General features: G+C 59.9%; 15 protein-coding genes and 1 pseudogene. 9 read left to right on the top strand and 7 right to left on the bottom strand.

Annotation, left to right across the window (positions count from 1 at the left end):
• Window positions 1-17: 17 nt before the first annotated feature.
• From ACVWW1_RS21130 to ACVWW1_RS21105, 6 genes are all read left to right on the top strand, one after another.
• Window positions 18-1,529 (top strand): TIGR02677 family protein, encoded by a 1,512-nt coding sequence (locus tag ACVWW1_RS21130; RefSeq protein ID WP_429028928.1) that lies wholly within the window; start codon window positions 18-20, stop codon window positions 1,527-1,529.
• Window positions 1,526-2,866 (top strand): TIGR02678 family protein, encoded by a 1,341-nt coding sequence (locus ACVWW1_RS21125; RefSeq protein WP_429028929.1) that lies wholly within the window; start codon window positions 1,526-1,528, stop codon window positions 2,864-2,866. Before ACVWW1_RS21130 ends, ACVWW1_RS21125 begins: the two co-directional genes overlap by 4 nt.
• 22 nt (window positions 2,867-2,888) lie before the next feature.
• The gene (locus ACVWW1_RS21120) at window positions 2,889-3,593 is read left to right on the top strand and encodes a hypothetical protein (protein WP_456657330.1); all 705 of its coding nucleotides are present in this window, start codon (window positions 2,889-2,891) and stop codon (window positions 3,591-3,593) included.
• Window positions 3,594-3,702: 109 nt separating this feature from the next.
• Window positions 3,703-4,152, top strand: a complete 450-nt coding sequence (locus tag ACVWW1_RS21115; protein ID WP_456657329.1) for a hypothetical protein — start codon at window positions 3,703-3,705, stop codon at window positions 4,150-4,152.
• On the top strand, window positions 4,034-6,982 hold the full coding sequence (locus ACVWW1_RS21110; RefSeq protein ID WP_456657328.1) for a TIGR02680 family protein: 2,949 nt from the start codon (window positions 4,034-4,036) through the stop codon (window positions 6,980-6,982). The genes ACVWW1_RS21115 and ACVWW1_RS21110 overlap by 119 nt, the downstream gene beginning before the upstream one ends.
• On the top strand, window positions 6,982-8,226 hold the full coding sequence (locus tag ACVWW1_RS21105) for a TIGR02679 family protein (RefSeq protein ID WP_456657327.1): 1,245 nt from the start codon (window positions 6,982-6,984) through the stop codon (window positions 8,224-8,226). Before ACVWW1_RS21110 ends, ACVWW1_RS21105 begins: the two co-directional genes overlap by 1 nt.
• Before the next feature lie 168 nt (window positions 8,227-8,394).
• Here the strand turns inward: ACVWW1_RS21105 and ACVWW1_RS21100 are convergent, their stop codons facing one another.
• The 7 genes from ACVWW1_RS21100 to ACVWW1_RS21070 form a co-directional block, all read right to left on the bottom strand.
• On the bottom strand, window positions 8,395-8,580 hold the full coding sequence (locus ACVWW1_RS21100) for a hypothetical protein (RefSeq protein ID WP_456657326.1): 186 nt from the start codon (window positions 8,578-8,580) through the stop codon (window positions 8,395-8,397).
• A 727-nt stretch (window positions 8,581-9,307) separates the two neighbouring features.
• Window positions 9,308-9,868, bottom strand: coding sequence for a hypothetical protein (locus tag ACVWW1_RS21095; protein ID WP_429104331.1), 561 nt, complete (start codon window positions 9,866-9,868; stop codon window positions 9,308-9,310).
• 29 nt (window positions 9,869-9,897) lie between these two features.
• On the bottom strand, window positions 9,898-10,845 hold the full coding sequence (locus ACVWW1_RS21090; RefSeq protein WP_429028934.1) for a S1/P1 nuclease: 948 nt from the start codon (window positions 10,843-10,845) through the stop codon (window positions 9,898-9,900).
• Window positions 10,846-11,131: 286 nt separating this feature from the next.
• Window positions 11,132-11,404: a hypothetical protein gene (locus ACVWW1_RS21085; RefSeq protein ID WP_456657325.1), complete on the bottom strand. Its 273-nt coding sequence runs from the start codon at window positions 11,402-11,404 to the stop codon at window positions 11,132-11,134.
• 421 nt (window positions 11,405-11,825) lie between these two features.
• Window positions 11,826-12,410, bottom strand: a complete 585-nt coding sequence (locus ACVWW1_RS21080) for an anthranilate synthase component II (RefSeq protein ID WP_429028936.1) — start codon at window positions 12,408-12,410, stop codon at window positions 11,826-11,828.
• Entirely contained in the window at window positions 12,407-13,801 is a 1,395-nt protein-coding gene (pabB, locus tag ACVWW1_RS21075; RefSeq protein WP_429028937.1) for an aminodeoxychorismate synthase component I, read from the bottom strand. Before pabB ends, ACVWW1_RS21080 begins: the two co-directional genes overlap by 4 nt.
• Before the next feature lie 116 nt (window positions 13,802-13,917).
• Entirely contained in the window at window positions 13,918-14,277 is a 360-nt protein-coding gene (locus tag ACVWW1_RS21070) for a Dabb family protein (protein WP_429028938.1), read from the bottom strand.
• Window positions 14,278-14,373: 96 nt separating this feature from the next.
• Here ACVWW1_RS21070 and ACVWW1_RS21065 point away from each other — a divergent pair, with 96 nt between their 5' ends.
• From ACVWW1_RS21065 to ACVWW1_RS21055, 3 genes and pseudogenes are all read left to right on the top strand, one after another.
• Window positions 14,374-14,673 carry a hypothetical protein gene (locus tag ACVWW1_RS21065; protein ID WP_429028939.1) on the top strand — a complete coding sequence of 100 codons (300 nt, stop codon included), beginning with the start codon at window positions 14,374-14,376 and terminating at the stop codon, window positions 14,671-14,673.
• Between the two features lie 556 nt (window positions 14,674-15,229).
• Window positions 15,230-15,865, top strand: coding sequence for a dethiobiotin synthase (locus ACVWW1_RS21060; protein ID WP_456657324.1), 636 nt, complete (start codon window positions 15,230-15,232; stop codon window positions 15,863-15,865).
• Between the two features lie 116 nt (window positions 15,866-15,981).
• Window positions 15,982-16,487, top strand: a pseudogene (locus tag ACVWW1_RS21055) (aminotransferase class III-fold pyridoxal phosphate-dependent enzyme); the annotation flags it as partial.
• Between the last annotated feature and the right edge of the window lie 317 nt (window positions 16,488-16,804).

The raw sequence follows: 16,804 nt of genomic DNA, 5'->3' as shown, positions 1-16,804 counted from the left end.
GATCCTGGGACGATCCCATGCGTATTGATGCACGCGAGCTCTTTCGGCACGTCAGTGCCGAGAAATGCGTTCTTTACCGTGACATCATGGGGGCGTTCGCCGCGGCGAAACGTCAGTTCCGTCTCCACCTAAGGCCTGACGAGGTTCTTGCCGAGGCCCAGTGGGAAGGATCGCCGCCGAAGATAGAAGATCTCCAAGCTGCTCTCTCGCAACTGAGCGAGTGGGGGAACCTGCAGTCGCAGCCCGACACGGCGCGTGTTGCAAGTATCAGCGATTTCTATCGTGCGCGCTTTCTTTATCGCCTTTCCGAGGGTGGAGAAGCGGTCGAATCCGCGCTCACTGTGTTCAATCAGGCGCTGCAGCGACGTGCGGAGCTGCAGAGTGTTGCGCTTGAAGACATCGCAAAGCAGCTTCAGGTTCTCCGCAATCTCGCGGAAGAGGCGGTCTTTGATGCGGCCAAGATTCACGAAACTCTGAGGGATCTCGTACGCGTCTTCGAAGGTTTGGCGGAGAACGCTCAGGCGTTCATGGTGAATATCGGCCGCAGCATCGAGCTTCAGCATTCAGACACAACCTCTATCATTGCCTACAAAAGCCGCTTGATTGACTATCTGGACCGATTCATTGGCGACCTCGTGGGTCGCTCGGGCGGCATTGCACAGCATATTGTCGCGCTTGATCCCATAATTCAGCCGCTTTTGCAGCAGGCGTCGCAGCGCGAGTCGCGTGATGCCGCTCCCGATCAGAAAAATGAGCAGGAAGATGCGCTGTCTCGGTCTTATCAGGCCTGGAGCGAGCGATGGAAAGGCTTGCGCGGCTGGTTTGTCAGCGCCGGACATGAGCCGCCGCAGGCCGAAGTTCTAAGATCGAGGGCGCGGTCCGCGATCCCACACCTGCTTGCGGTCATTGCTGCGTTGAATGAGCGGCGTAGCGGCCGCAGCGATCGTTCGGCGGATTTTCGGACCCTTGCCCATTGGTTCGCCGGTTGTCAGAACGACGGCGATGCACATCGTCTTGCGCGTGCGGCCTTCGCACTCAATCCCGCACGCCATTTCCTGATCGGGGCGGAAGTACCGGAACTGCCAGCGACGATCCCTTGGGCCGATGCCCCGCCTATTCGCATTCATCCGCGCCTGCGCGAATATGGCGAGGTCGCTCCGCGTGGCCCGCTACCACGCGTACAGGATCGCCAGGCCGAGCGCGAGCGGCTCGAAGCGCAGCTGACGGAAGAAGACCGTGAAATTCAAGCCGCTCGTGCGCGGCTTGCGAATGGCGAGCCAAAGCGCTTGTCTGATCTTGGTGAGCTCGATCGCCATGGATTTCAGCTGTTTCTGCATCTGCTGGGTGAAACGCTCCCAGCGCAAACAAATCCTGATGATGCCGTCGAACGACAAACCGGCGATGGCCTCCTTCACGTGCGCCTGGAGCCACTCGATGCTGACTCTACCGCTGAGATCCTGACTGAGACAGGCCTGTTCGCTGGCCGTGATCATCTTCTCACCGTAACCTCGATGGAAGTGAAAAGATGAATAGCGTGCTCGAAACGCATGGCGACGAAACTGGACGAGACGGCAAGATCAACGGAAGGACGGCCCGCACCGAGAGTCAAAGCATTGGATGGCATCAGACACAGTATTTGCGTGAAGAATTCTCGTCGGCGCTGCGTGCACTGTTGATGACCCCGCTGATGACGTCAGGACATGCCGACTTCGCGGCGGTGCGGCGGCATGTCGAGGACCTTAGGGAATGGTTCGCGCGTGAGACCGGCTGGGTTCTTCACGTTGAGCGCGATTGCGCCCGACTTTTCAAACGTCCCGCCGATCTCTTCGATTCCACGCGGGGATTTCCGGATTACGACCGGCGTCGCTATGTCCTGTTCTGCCTGGCGTGCGCTGTACTTGAACGCGCCGATCCGCAGATTACGCTTCGCGTTCTAGGCGACCGCCTGCTGGCGTTGGCCGCTGAACCCACATTGAACGACGTTGGCTTCAGCTTCAAACTGGAGACGCACCACGAAAGACGCGAACTCGTGGCGGTCTGTCACCACCTATTGGAGCTCGGCATTTTGGTGCGAGTTGCCGGGGAAGAGGAGGGCTTCGTTCATCACGCTTTCGAGAGCGGTGAACATTTGCATGACGCGCTTTATGATGTGCAACGCCGCGTGCTTGCAGGAGTCCTCGCGGCCATACGAGGGCCATCCACGTGGGCCGCAGACGAAATGCCGAGCGACATTGAGCAGCGATTACGAGCCCTCGCGGCCGAACATGTCCCGGACAGTGACGAAGCCCGCCGAACTGCCATGCGGCGCGATTTGTCGCGCCGTCTCCTCGACGACCCTGTGGTCTATACCGACGCGCTCGATGCGACCACGCGGGCTTACTTCCTGAACCAACGCGGGCCGATGGCTGCCCGCCTGTCGGAGGCTGCCGGTCTTGTGGCCGAGCAACGCGCGGAAGGCCTGGCGCTCGCTGACGAAGCCGGTACGCTGACCGATATCTCGATGCCGGCTGAAGGCACTGAGGCGCACATTACGCTGTTGGTGGCCGAATATCTCTCCAGGAAATTGCGGCAGGGCGCAGAGCACTTCGGGCAATCGTCCGAGGTCGATATCGCAAGCTTCATCGACCAAGCCCGCGAGAGATATGGTCGCTATTGGCGCCGATCTGCTCGAGAGCCCGGTATGCAGCGTGAACTGGCTCAGATCGCGCTGGAACGACTGCGCAAGCTTCGATTGATCACGATATCGCCGGACGGAATAGTTCGGCCGTTGCCTGCAATCGGCCGGTTCGCCGTCGGGCCGGCGGAAGTGCGCGAGGCAAATACTGTTCGCAAAACCCCTTCTCGGCAGAACTCCGATGCCCGCTAACGGTCACAAGCCAGAGTTACCTATGCCGACCCGCGAACGCTGGCAACCGCTTCGGCTCGGCCTGGTTGACCTGTTCCATTACGATAGCGAAGAATTCTGGTTCAGGGACGGCCATTTGCTGCTCCGTGGGAATAATGGCACCGGAAAGTCGAAGGTTCTGTCCCTGACGCTGCCATTTCTGTTTGATGCGCAGCTCAAGTCATCGCGAATAGAACCTGATGGCGATGGCTCGAAGAAAATGTCCTGGAATTTATTGCTCGGCAAGCACGAGCGCCGGATGGGATATGCGTGGATCGAGTTCGGGCGCCTGGGCGGCGACGGACAATCTCACTTTCTCACGCTAGGCAGTGGCCTGTCCGCCGCTGCGGCCCGCAGCAATGTCGACAGTTGGTTCTTCATTCTTGAAGGATGGCGTGTCGGTCACGAGGTGTGGCTCACGAACCGGCAAAGGATCGTGCTGTCAAAGGAAAAACTGAAAGAGGTGCTGGCAGACCACGGTCAGGTCTTTGAGACAGCCGCAAGCTACCGCCGCGCGGTCGATGAACATCTCTTTCAGCTGGGAAATGCGCGCTATGCGGCCCTGATGGACACGCTGATCCAACTCAGGCAGCCGCAGCTCTCGAAAAAGCCGGATGAGGCGAGCCTCTCCGCCGCACTGACCGAGGCACTGCCGCCGCTTTCGACCGACTTGCTCACCGACGTGGCCGAGGCGTTCAACCAGCATTGAGGAAGACCGTCGTCAGCTGCAGGAGTATCAAGCTCTTGCTAGAGGCGTAGGGCATTTCTCCGATCGCTACCGGATCTACGCAAAGACTCAAACCCGCCGGCAGGCTCGATTGCTCCGCACCGCGCAGACCGGTTTTGATAGCGCCAGCCGCGCACTGAACGAGGCACGCGCAGAGCTCGAAGAATCGCAGGCGCAAGAACAAGTGGCCAAGGCCGCTCATCTGGCGACGAAGGAAACAGTGGCAACCGAGCGTACCCGTCTTGAGGTTCTACAGTCTGATCCGGTCAATCAGGATGCGAACAGACTGGATTCGGCATCCAGGGATGCCGACGATCGGCGGCGCGACGCCGAACGGGCAGAGACCAGCGCGATCGAATCGCGGACCCGATTGTCCAGGGAGTCGAGCGCAGCGGCCGAGCGCGCAAAGCGCGTCGCGGAGATTGAACGCGCGCTGCTCGGCATCAGAACGGCCGCCGTTCCTCTCGCTGAGACGGGCCGGGCTCGATCGTCGATGGAGCGACAGCCCGCTGACCACAGCGGGCGCCGCCGAGCTCGTTGAACTCGACGAGAAGAGCTACGATTCGGCAAAAGACGACTTACGAGTCATGATCGATCGACGTCGGGAACAGGCGGCGCTCGTGCGGCAACGACGGAAAGCGATGGACGATGCTGAGCGCGAGCATGATATCAGGATTCGAGCGCACCAAGAGCGGCAAGACGAAGCAAAAGCTGCGCAAGCGCGTCGCGATGCCGCGGATCTTTCAGTCGAACAGGAAGGCAGTGCACTCCTCGAGGCATGGGGAACACATTTTGGCGCGTTGCAGCAATTGATCCTGCCGAGCGCGGAGCAGCCGCTGCGTGACCTCGCCACTTGGGTTACAACGCTTGAAGGGGAGAACCCGGCGCGCGCTTCGTTGCAAATCGCGCAACAGCTGGCCAGCGAACGCCTTGCAGGACGGCAATCTGCGCTTGCAGCCGAGCGAAGGACGCTTGCGACTGAAGAAGCGGAGCTAAAGGACGAGCGCGAGCGTCTTGAGAAAGGTGAGGACAGCACTCCGCCGGTTCCGCCATTCCGAGCCGGCGATGCTCGCGTCGGTCGTGCCGGCGCGCCGTTGTGGCAGTTGGTGGATTTTCACGACGGCCTCGACGCCGCGCAACGGGCCGGGTTGGAAGCCGCCCTCGAAGCGTCAGGATTGCTTGATGCCTGGGTTGACCCGGATGGGCAGATACAACTGCCAAATGGCGTTCCACCGCTTCACGATGCGAAGCTGGTGGAACGAGCGGCCCAGTCGGAGACCCTGGCGGGGTGGTTAAGACCTTCGGGTCGTCAGGTCGCAGGTGAGATTGTTGAGAAGCTACTCCAAGGCATGAGCTGTGGCGCCACAGATGGCGGCCAAGCAGAGACCTGGCTGTCGCCTGCCGGCGAATTCCGGATTGGTGCGCTCGCCGGCGCGTGGGTAAAGCCAGTTGCGGTCTATATCGGCTACGCCGCTCGCGCCGATGCCCGCGCGCGCAGGCTCACGGCCATTTCTGCCCGGCTCGCGGAGCTTGCACAAGCGCATCAAGATCTCGACGCGCGCTTTGCGGAACACGCGCGCGACCAGGAGCGCGCAGCCGCTGAGTGGCGCAACGCGCCGGCCGACGACCGGCTGCGCGCCTCGCATGCTGGCGCGGCAGCGGGCGCTCGCGAGTTTCGTGTGGCGGCCGGTCGCCTTGAGCAGGCCGCGCAACAGTTGGCAAGCGCTGTTGAAACCGTCAACCAGGCACGTTCGGTGCTTGCGCGCGACGCCCAAGACCTGCGCCTTCCGGATACCCATGCGGGATTGGATGCGGTCGATGCGGCGCTATCACAACTGATCGAGAAGCTATTGGCGCTGGTCCATGCAGGGCGGGATCTGCGCCAAGCCCAATCCGAGCTGTTGCGGCAACGACAACGCGAACATGATGCGGAAGTCGACGTTGAAAGAAGCGCCGCACACGCGGAGGAGCGAGCACGCCAAGCCAACGAAGCGAAGGTCCGGCTCGAAACACTGCAAGGGTCGGTCGGCGCGAAGGTCGCGGAATTGCAGGAGAAGCTTGCTGCGGCTCGGACCGCAGTCAGGCTTGGCGAAGCCGACCTGGAGACAAAGGAAACGGCCGCGCGTATCGCCGGCGAGCAACGCGCGCGTGCCGAACAGAAGGTGACCTCCGCGGATGAGGTCTTGCATGAGCGGACGCTCGCGCGGCAGCAGGCCATAACTCGGCTTCAGGGTTTCGCGGCGACGGATCTGCTTTCCGTCGCGCTTCCCGAGATGGAGCTTCCCGACCTGCGCACAACATGGACCATCGAGCCTGCGCTGACGCTTGCGCGTCGCGCCGAACAGTCACTCTCAGAGGTCGTCTCCGACGATGAAGCTTGGAAGCGCATCCAGGCCCAGCTTTCACAGGACTATACCGATCTCGGCCGTGCTCTGAGTGCCCTGGGTCATCAACCCCAGATGGATCAGACTGCCGATTACGGTTTGGTCGTCACAATTATTTATCAGAATCGCGCGGAACGGCCCGACCGTTTGACCGAACGGCTCGAGGCGGAAATTGCTCAGCGCCGCGAATTGCTGACGGCGCGTGAACGCGAGGTCCTGGAGAATCATCTTCAGGCGGAAATTGCCGCAGCCATCCAACGATTGCTGCAGGACGCCGATCGGAAGGTCGAAGCCATCAACGCCGAATTGTACAAGCGGCCAACTTCGACGGGTGTTCGCTTTCGTCTGGACTGGCAGCCTCTTCCCGAGGGTGTCGGCGGCGCGCCAGTCGGTCTCGCAACCGCGCGCAAGCGCCTGCTCAACACCAACGCGGATCTTTGGAGCCTGGAGGATCGCAGCGTCGTCGGCGCGATGCTGCAGGAGCGAATAAACATTGAGCGAGCGAATGCCGATGCGTCTACGACAGGAAGCTTGCTCGACCAATTGACCCGAGCTCTTGACTATCGTCGTTGGCATAGATTTACGGTTCAACGCTGGCAAGACAAACAATGGGTCAAATTGTCGGGGCCGGCTTCGAGCGGCGAACGTGCGCTGGGGCTCACCGTACCGTTGTTCGCGGCGGTCGCGAGCTTCTACAGCCAGAGCGGTACTCCACACTCGCCGCGTCTGGTATTATTGGACGAAGTATTCGCCGGCATCGACGATGCTGCGCGGGCCCATTGTATGGCTTTGATTCGCGAGTTCGATCTCGACTTCGTCGTAACCAGCGAGCGCGAATGGGGCTGTTACGCTGAACTGCCGGGCGTGTCCATCTGCCACCTTCAGCGGCTTGAAAATATCGACGCGATACACGTCTCTCGTTGGACATGGGATGGTCGCGCCAAGCAACGAGACAGCGATCCCAACCGACGGTTCGCTGACGCATGATGCAAGATGACGATCGTCTGCAGCGTCTGCTCGGGGGAGAGGTGCTGTCATCGCTCAGAAAGCGGCTTCGGCAGCGTTTTGAACGCGGTCCGGCGGATGGCAAGCTGGAAAGCCTTCGTCTTGCCAATCTTGATGCCGACGAGCATGCTGCGCTCGCAGGACTCATCGGCCGCAACGTGCGTTTCACAAGTTCGATGCAGATCGATGTTCCATTGATTGATGCGGCGTTGAGCCGAGCCGGCATAGCCGGATCGCTCCGTGAGGCGCTTGAGCTCATCGACGGCCCCATCGTTCATGCCGAGACGGCTCGCGCCGAACTGCACGCGCAATGGTCGAAGGCCGTTTCAGTTGCCAGCCACGCAGACCTCTTGGCATTTCTTCAGGCGCCCTCCGGACTTGGTCTTTTGAAGCGTTTGTCGAATGGCAATCCAGATGCCGCCGGCCAATTGTGCTACCGCGCAAATGTTGTTCTCAATGCTCTGCCGGCTGGTGGAATGACTCGAGCTCAGTTGGCTGCAACCATTCTGGGAGACGCGCATGCGCTCGACAATGGGCGGCCTGTGGCCGCGCTAGTTCTGGCGGTGTGGCGAGAGAAGCCGGCGCCAAAGCAACATGATGAAGACGCATTCGGCGTCGAGAACGACATCGGCGACGAGCGGATTCGGGACGTTTGGGCGAGGGCTGGCGTGCTGGTCAACGAGTTAGCGCGGCCAGCTCTATTGCTGAACCTCAACGTAAAGGGGCGATCGACACAGTTGGTCGCCTCGGGCGAGCCTACCTATGCCTCACTTCGCTTCTTGCTGCGGTCCAATCCTTCTTGGGACGTAGAAGGACGGGACGTTTATGTCTGTGAGAACGCAAACCTGCTTGCCGCGGCGGCTGATCGGCATGGCGCTAACTGTGCGGCGATGATGTGCACCGATGGCATGCCAGCGGCCGCGCAACGGGTTATGCTGCAACAACTGGCAGATGCTGGTGCTCTGTTGCGATACCATGGAGACTTCGATTGGGCCGGCGTGCGCATTGGCAACTATGTCATGCGCGAATGCGGCGCCCAACCATGGCGCTTTGACGCTGCCAACTACATCGCTGCGGTTGCGCAGGCACCTCGCCCGGGACTTGCATTAACGGGTCCCGAAGCCAAAGCAGTATGGGATGAGGCTCTGCGCGTGGCGATGCGGGAGCATCAGCTATCGATTGCCGAAGAGAGTTTGACTGAGTCTCTTTTGCAGGATCTGGCGTAAAGCACTTCCGGTGCGATGGTGATCGTTCGGATCTTTGCCGTGCGCGTCAATATGCACGTCGACCCAACCTCATCGTGCCACCCAGTCTCCAGCTCCACGTCCATCAAACGCCAAACGGCACAAGGACGGTTGTTCGACGAACTGGACCTTGCCCGGGCGACGGCCGACTCACTTCGCGGATGAAGAGCATCGCCGGGCTATGACCTTTTCGATGTCCGTCTGCTCAATCATCCCATTGCGTCTGCCAGCGGAGGTCCAGCTTTCGATCGCGGCGTCGAGCCGCGCGAGGTTGCGACGACAGATGGCGACGATCTCGGCTCGGGTTGCGATCCTGAATGCTTTGGGTCCGCTCATTGCAATCCTCCCCCCGCGGAGCGCATGTTCGACAGCGTTCTTGAGCCGCAGGCGTTTGGCGTCTCCGCCATGAGGCCAGGCATACGAACAAACTCTCTGGAGTAAGGGACGGCTCTTCCCAACACATTCGGACGCCAGATCTCGCGAGCACGCTCTTTGATGCAATCGATGTCGCGGCGGATCGCATTCCCACGCCGATCCTAGAGGCCGGTCCGGGGATCATCACGGCGAAATAAAGGCTGAATGCGCCGCCATCGCGAGCCCTGCTGGGCCTGTAAGGCTTCGACGGACCTTGTAAAGCCGTCCTCCTCATGATCTCGAGCTTCGTTGTGAGGACGCTGTTCGGCGATCATGCGGTCCAACAGAGTCTTTCCGGAGTCTGTAAGACCATCGGATACTGTCCTAGCATATTCAGGTAGCTTTGCAGATAGTCGCGCGGCACCCTTCGGCCGCTCCGTCTCGTCAGCAGGTCTGATATCTCCGATATCGGCATGGATGTGGCGATGACCACCTTCTCTGTTGCACGCGTCACCGCAACATTCAGGCGGCGCTCGCCCCCGGTCTGAAGTGGAGCTCCGCGGAGTCGTGCTCGTTGCGCAGTGCGGACTGCATCCGCGGTCTCTCAACCGTGAATTGGACGATGGATTCTGCGACGGCTGCTGATGCCCATCGCGCATGGTATGGATGCTGCGCGCGCTTCGTAGCCGAAAGCGCGAAACGTCGTCTGCTAATGAGCGGTGATCTGCTCGATGGCCTTGCGCACAGTATCCACGTCCTCCTTCAATGCAGTGGCCCGGCCGGGCGCAAGCCCGAGGCCGACGAAGCTACCGGCGTTGGGGATGCCCGCGGCCGGGAATTCGTGGGAGACCCACCCGATAGCGGAGGCGCGCATCCACACCTTCGAGCCGTCCATCAGGATGAACTCGGCGAACTGGTCGCGGCCGGCCAGCTCCAGAACGTCGTCTACGGATTCCTTTACCGGCATCAGGTTCGCGAAGACGCCTAGCACCTGCGTGACCGGCGCCTTCGGCGCGGTCGATTCGATTTGGGCAGGCGTCGGGAAGAATATCTGCGGCAAAAGGCGGAACGTCTCGGCGTTCACGCTGAATTCGTTGATCGGCGGCAGCGAAGTGACCGCGGTGATGCGCTTGGCGTCGAAGAAAACGGAAGTGCCGGAGGTCGGCGTCAGCTGCGCCAAAGGCGATCCCGCGAAGGCGGGCGCCGAAAGGAGCGACGCAAGGGACAAGGCGACGGCGGCGAAAAGTCTCAACATGGTCTGGTCCTCCAAATCATCGCATGCCGGAATCCGGCGAAAATCTACTTGAGCGCCGTCTCGATCAGGTTGGCCAGCCGGGCGGCGGCAAGCGCGGCCCGGGCCCGGGCCACGTTTTTGACGCTCGTCTCATAGTCGCGCGTCAGAAGGACGGGATTCTTTCCCGTGCTTATCGGCGCAGCGTAGGCGTATTGCTTGGCGAGGTCCGCGCTTTCCCGAGCCCAGACGGCGGGATCGGCGATCTGCGCCTCGGCTTGGCTGACGCCGACGCTCGACAGCCCGTCCTTGTCATCGGCGTCGAAGGTGGCACCATAGGGCGAGGAGTAACCGCCGAAGATCGCGTCCCAGTAGCTGTGCAGAGCCATGCTCGATCCGCTCGCGGGTATCACGGATTCCGCATTGCCGCCGGCGTCTCCGTCGGGGATCTGCAGCGTGTAGCGGGCGGCGGCGTGCAGCGGCTGATGGGCGTCGCCGACGAGATGAAGGATCCAGACGAGGTCATACGAGCGCAAATCGTCGGATGCGCCAGAGGATGCCGGCAGCGCAGCGATCATCAGCTTGAGCTGGGTGACGAAGTCGACCGCGGCCGCGGCGGGCAGGGGCGTACCGTCGGGTGTGAAGTCGATGTCCTTAAAATGCCAGTAGGCATGTTGGTTGTGATCCGAATAGCCGATGTTCTGGCCGGCCGTCGGGCTGTTGACCGCGTCGCGTGTATAGCCGTACTCCTTGGTCTTGATGTCGTCGGCCCAAGTCGCGGCATGGACGAAAGCGTGCATCTTCGCCGTCTTGTCGTCGGCGGCGCCGGAGGTCCACTTCGCGTAATCCTTGTTGAGCTTCAGCAAGGCGTCGGCCTTATCGCGGACAGGATCGGAGAGGCGCTTATACGCCAAATAAGCGATCTGCATGTGCCCTTCGTCCCACCATGCGCGGGCCGGGGATACCGCAATGCCGAGAGCCAAGGCTAGAAAGCCGATAGAAACCACGCGACGCATATGTCGGTCCCACCCGTCATTACCTGAGGTTGCACCAATTCAGTTCATTTTGCCAGAGCTCTATGACGTGCCGATGGGGGCGGGACATGAAACGCTCTGCAACGTGCACGTCGGCCGGGGCGAAGAGGCGCCGCCCGTTGGGCTGCGATGGGCGAGGTCCAACGACGGATCGCGCCCAGTGCTGCGCGTGCGCATCAAGTTCGAGACGGCGGGCCAACTCGCGCCGCTGCGTCCCGTCGTCGCAGACGTTGAGCTAGCGCACCTGGGAGAGGAGCCCACTCCAATATCAACTCTCAGTTTCTGTGCCGCGATTCAGTTCGCGATTAATGCGATCCTTGACCCGGCGGACCGCAAGAAGCTGCAATCTCGTCTGGGTCTTGCCACTGATAATCTTGTCGTCGATCTTAAAACTGTAGCGCCATTCGCCCGGCAACGCTTCTCGAATGCTGAATTGCACGCCTCTGTGTTGCATAAATTCTCCCACCCCCCCCATCACCCACGTTGCGCCTGTCGGCGCCGCGTCGGCCGAGTGCAGATTGATCCATGGTTCCTCAATCATGAGAACGTTGACCTCGCACCGAAGGGAGCCGCCGATCCTGTAGGACCGGCGGCCAAGTCAAGGGAGGAAACGCCCGTGAGGGCAGCGGTAGCGAGACTACCGCAGGCACCGCCAATCTCTTGGCGGATCTCAAGTAAACATGTTTTGCGGCGAGGCTAGAGGATAATCCGCCTGCTCATGGAATGGAGGTGATGCGAAGAGGGCTACGCATTGCTGGCTTCAAGTAATTCAATTGAGACTGCACTGAAAGAAAAAGTTGAGTACGCAGCGTACCAATTGAGCTCTTTCGCGCTTTCTCGTTACATCTTCAACAGATCAGAGCTGTCTCGCACCACGTTCTGCCGAGCCGATTCATTCAGTGCGCAGCTGCCGTTTCCTGCCCCGGATTAGGCTGCCATGTCCGGAACGAAGTCTTCGATCCTCACGCTCGGAAGCTCTCTGCCAATCCCAGGAAATTCCCAAGCAAGACGTGACCTTGTTCAGTAAGTACCGACTCCGGGTGGAACTGTACGCCATAGGTTGGTTGATGACGATGTGCCAAGGCCATGATCTCTCCCTGATCTGAACGGGCTGTCACCGTGAGGTCCGGCGGGCCTGACCCATCGAGTTCGACCGCCAGAGAATGGTAGCGCCCGACACAAAGTGGAGACGGGAGTTCCTTGAATAACCCACGGCCGCCATGCGTTATGTGTGAGGCCCGGCCGTGCATGGGACGACGTGCGCGCACGACGCGTCCGCCGAAAACGCTCCCAATACACTGGTGCCCAAGACAGATGCCAAGAATCGGAACACGACCCGAAAGTTCGCGGACAACCGCAGTGGATATACCGGCCTCCATTGGCGTGCAGGGACCGGGAGATATGACGATTGCACGCGGCTGAAGTCCGACGAGATCGGTGACGCTGATCGCGTCGTTCCGCACTACCTTGGTCTCTGCACCAAGCTTGCGGAAATAGCGCGCAATGTTGAACACGAAGGAGTCGTAATTGTCGATGATGAAAATCAAAATGCACCAGATAGATCGGCACCAAAGGCGTCGAAGAGACGCTGTGCCTTGGCAAGCGTCTCCTCATATTCGGCTTCAGGATTCGACATCGCCGTTATTCCGCCCCCTGCATGAAACACAGCCAGGTTGTCGTCGATCATCACGGTGCGGATCGCAATGTTGGTGTCCATGTGCCCATTGAACCCGATGAAGCCGATCGACCCGCAATAGACCTCTCGCGCCACTTTCTCGATGTCCGCAATGATTCCCATCGCCCGCACCTTTGGAACACCGGTCACGGAGCCGCCCGGAAAGCAAGCGCGAAGCAGACTGACCGCATCCTGGTCTGCAGCAAGTGCGCCCCTGACGACCGAGACGAGGTGGTGCACTGAGGCATAGGATTCGACGTTACATAGTGCTGCAACCTCAATCGAGTTGTCTGTACAAACGCGTGACAGATCGTTGCGCAGCAGATCGACGATCATAATGTTTTCGGCGTGGTCTTTTTGGGACGCAAGAAGGATTTCGGCGCGACGCCGATCTTCATCTGAATTAGCGGAGCGCGCGATCGTGCCCTTGATGGGGCGTGTTTCGACCTGTCGTCCGTCAAGTTTCAGAAATCGCTCAGGAGAGCTCGATGCGATCGTTAGTTTGTCGTAGCGCAAGAAGGCTGCGAACGGTGCCGGGTTCGATGACCGGAGCTGGCAATAGAAGGTGAGCGGATCGAACAGGGGCGACACCCTGGCACTGAAGCATTGCGCGATGTTCGCCTGAAATATATCCCCAGCCAGAATCAACTCGATGACGCGCTGGACCGCGGCTATGAAGCCTTCTCGGCCAAAGTTCGAATCCCATCCACCAGCCGTGCTAGGCATTATGATCCGCGGCAACCTTGGCTTGGCAAGCAGCGACGCAAACTCGTCGGCGCGACGACACGCACGCTCGGTTCGTCGAGCGGAGTCCTGCTCCGGCCATCCGGTCGAGACGATCCAACACCTGTGGTCCCGGTGATCGAAGCTGACCACCACGTCATAGAAATGTAGTATCGATTGAGGCAACCCGAGACCGGCAATTGACGTCGCCGGCAGCCGCTCCAGTGTTCGGTTCAGGTCGTAAGCAAGGAAGCCGGCAGCGCCGCCCTGGAACGGCGGGAGATCGGGGCGGTGCGCTTCTCGATATCTGGCGAGAAGGCTGCGGAGGACCGCCCATGGATCGCCAGTAACGGCCGCTCCATTCCAATTTGCCTGTCCATCGGCGACCAAATAGGTGCTGAACGGTTCGCAGGTCAGATATGAGTAACGCCCAAGCAGCTCATGCCCTGCCGCGCTATCGAGAAAGGTAAGCTGCGGCCGCTGCGCCAAGCATCGCAGCGCCTTGACAGGCTCAATCCACTGCAATTCGCGGACGTGCATAGGGCTATCCGTTATCGACCACCAGCAGGCGGTGAGGCACGCGCCAATCGTGATCCCGTCCCGAACAAGAGCTATTTTTGTCCGGCACGTACAAGGCCTCGAGGCTGATCATCAAGCTAGTCGCGGCCAGCTGGTCGGCTGCGCCGAGCAACTTGGCTTAACCCTGCCGTTCCGGCGAAATGCACATCGGCTGATAGCTCGTAGTCAGCGGCAAACCGCAGCTCCCGGATTGGGCGTACGCACCGGATCGCTTCTCGATACAAATCGTGCGTTTTGTACGCAGCAAGATCCGTCTCGCTGTCGAACTCGCCGTACACCACGACGTCGATATCGTTGCCGAGCTGATCGCTCTTGCGGTTGCGCGCAATCTCGAGCCGGCGTGCATATGGGATTGAGGTGAGGACCGACAGACCTTCGATGATTTGGTCGATACCGGCCTTATCCTTGGCTGTGAAGAAGACGATGTGACGGATCATGTTGGCCGCAAACGTGACGCCGCAACTTGGCAGCGTTCTTATATCGGGATCGAGCTCAACGCAATGCTGGAAAAGGGTTGACAGCAGAAGAGGTGTTTGACGCTCGTACCACGTCCCAGCCTTGCCGCAGAAGCCCGCAGTATTTCTACTGATCAGGAGGGGGCGTTGCCAGGTGCTCAATGGTATGTGGCGCACAAGCAGGTTATCTTGATCGACGTCGCGCGCTTGGAGCGTTTGCAAAATCAGACGATGATCGTGATCGGGGGCGGTCGTCAGCCACTAGTTGCGCGCCATCGCGAATACCAATCCATAGGGCCCACTCGGGTCATTATGAAAGGCGCGGCTGGCATCGGCCGCTTTGATCCGCAGAGCCATATGCGTCGATTGTTTTCCTGACAGGGCGAGTCAGCATTATTTCAATGACGCCAAACTGAGTGAACTCACTCACCAAACGTATGGCTGCCGTTCGAAACGTACCGTTCTGCATCTATTAGGATACATCCAGCCGGACGTGAATGCCTTCGTCCGGTCCGGACAAATATTTGTGCACCGATAACAATCTCAACCTGTCACAATGCATGAAACGCAACTCAGGGGAGCGCGATGGCAGTGCGTGGCGACTCGATGGTTCAACCTGTCAGTTGACGTACGGGAAGAGTCTTTAGGTCGGGGGCGACGTGGCTGTTAAGTTGTTTGGTATCTTGCATAACAATTGTGTCGCCGCTGTTGGCGTTAAGCGATTGGAAGAATAGTTGTAAGGACGCTGAGCAGCCTTTGCTCGATTCGCTGGGAGTTCGGATCACCGTGGGTCGATCGTAGGCTGCCGAGCTGTCCAAGGCCAAGACGATCCTCACGGCTGGCGCGTGTGAATTTCACTGATGCACTGAGTCGCGGAGCACGACGTGCGTAAAATGCTGGATGCTCTGGTCGAGGAGACAAGAGGTCAAGCTCGATGAGTCAGCAGCGGATTGTGGTAACCGGTACAGGCACCGGCATCGGAAAGACGGTTTTCTGCGCGGGGCTCGTCAATCTCCTCGGCGCGAGTTTTTGGAAACCGATTCAGGCCGGCCTCGAAGGAGAGACAGACACCGAGCGTGTCGCTCGGCTTGGCGGTCTTCCACCAGATCGCATCGTGCCTGAGCGTTACCGCCTGCAAACCGCCGTTTCGTCTCTTCATTCCGTGGAGCTTGACGAGGTTCGCATCAACGCGGATTCGCTCGACGTGCCGGACACCGGAGAGAAGCCGCTCGTGATCGAGGGGGCCGGCGGAGTCATGGTGCCGCTGAGTGGCGGCGCGCTTTACATTGACGTCTTCGAGAGATGGCGACTTCCTGTCGTGCTCTGCGCGAGCACAGCACCGGGGACAATCAATAATTCACTGCTGTCGATAGAGGTCCTCCGAAAACGTCAGATCGACATTCTCGGAATCGCCTTCGTTGGCGAAAGGAATTCGGATGCCGTGAGAGCAATCTGCGAGATTGGCCGCGTGCGGTGGCTGGGACGACTACCCTGGATTGCTCCTCTATCGGCAGACACGCTGCAAGCCGCGTTCAAGACCTCCTTCCGCCGCGATGATTTCAAGCCATGACGCAAAAGAAGAAGTCGTCGATCTGGCATCCGTTCACGCAACACGCGCTTCAAGACGAGATGACAAGGGTCGTGCGCGCTGATGGGGCTTATCTTTAAACGGCAGATGGGCGCCGCATCATAGATGCAATCTCCTCCTGGCGGGTAATAGTAAGCCATGGCCATTGTCATCCGCATATCGTCGAGCAGGCTGGCAAGCTCAACCAGATCATCTTTACCGGGTACACCCATGAACCCGGCCGAGGAGGTTGCGCTGCTGCTGCTAAAACTCGCGCCGCGTGGTCTCGACCATGTCTTCTTCTCCGACAGTGGCTCAAGCAGTGCGGAAGCCGCCTTAAAAAGGGCGCTCGGCTATTGGCATAATATAGGCAAACAGCGAATACGCATTGTCGTGATGCAACATTCCTATCACGGCGATACGGTTGGGGCGATGTCGGTTGGGGCGCGAGGCCTGTTCAAGGTGGCCTACGCTGCTGTTTGACGTCACCTCTGTCCCGTTCCCAGCAAACGGTTGTGAACAGGCGACGCTCGATGCGCTCGAGTCCGCATGTCGAAAGGAAATTCCAGCGGCGTTCTTCGTCGAGCCTCTCTGGTCTGGCGCTGGCGGAATTCAGAAGCAGCCGTATTTTGCGGAGCTCGTTTTCAAACCGGCCTCGATTCCCTGCCTACAGCTCGAGGAAGCTCGCGCCGAGAAGATCCGTGCCACCTTGCAGCGAGCGAAGATATCCCTGACCTTCGCGATCTGCAGCAATCGCCTAAGCAAAAGATTTGACGCGGATCTGATGCGCCGGATGGCCGTTCCCAAGGTCTGGGAATCGCCCGAGGGGCGCTCGTTCGAGCCATTCGCGTTCGACGCATTCGTTCGCAGGATGAAGCAGCGGATCGAGAACGGCCGGCGTGACGAAGGCGACCTCAAGGCCTTCGTCGGTACGATCACATT

The sequence above is a fragment of the Bradyrhizobium sp. JR3.5 genome (assembly GCF_054057015.1).
Note: the sequence above shows the minus strand (reverse complement) of the source record. Positions and strands in the feature narration are given on the sequence as shown.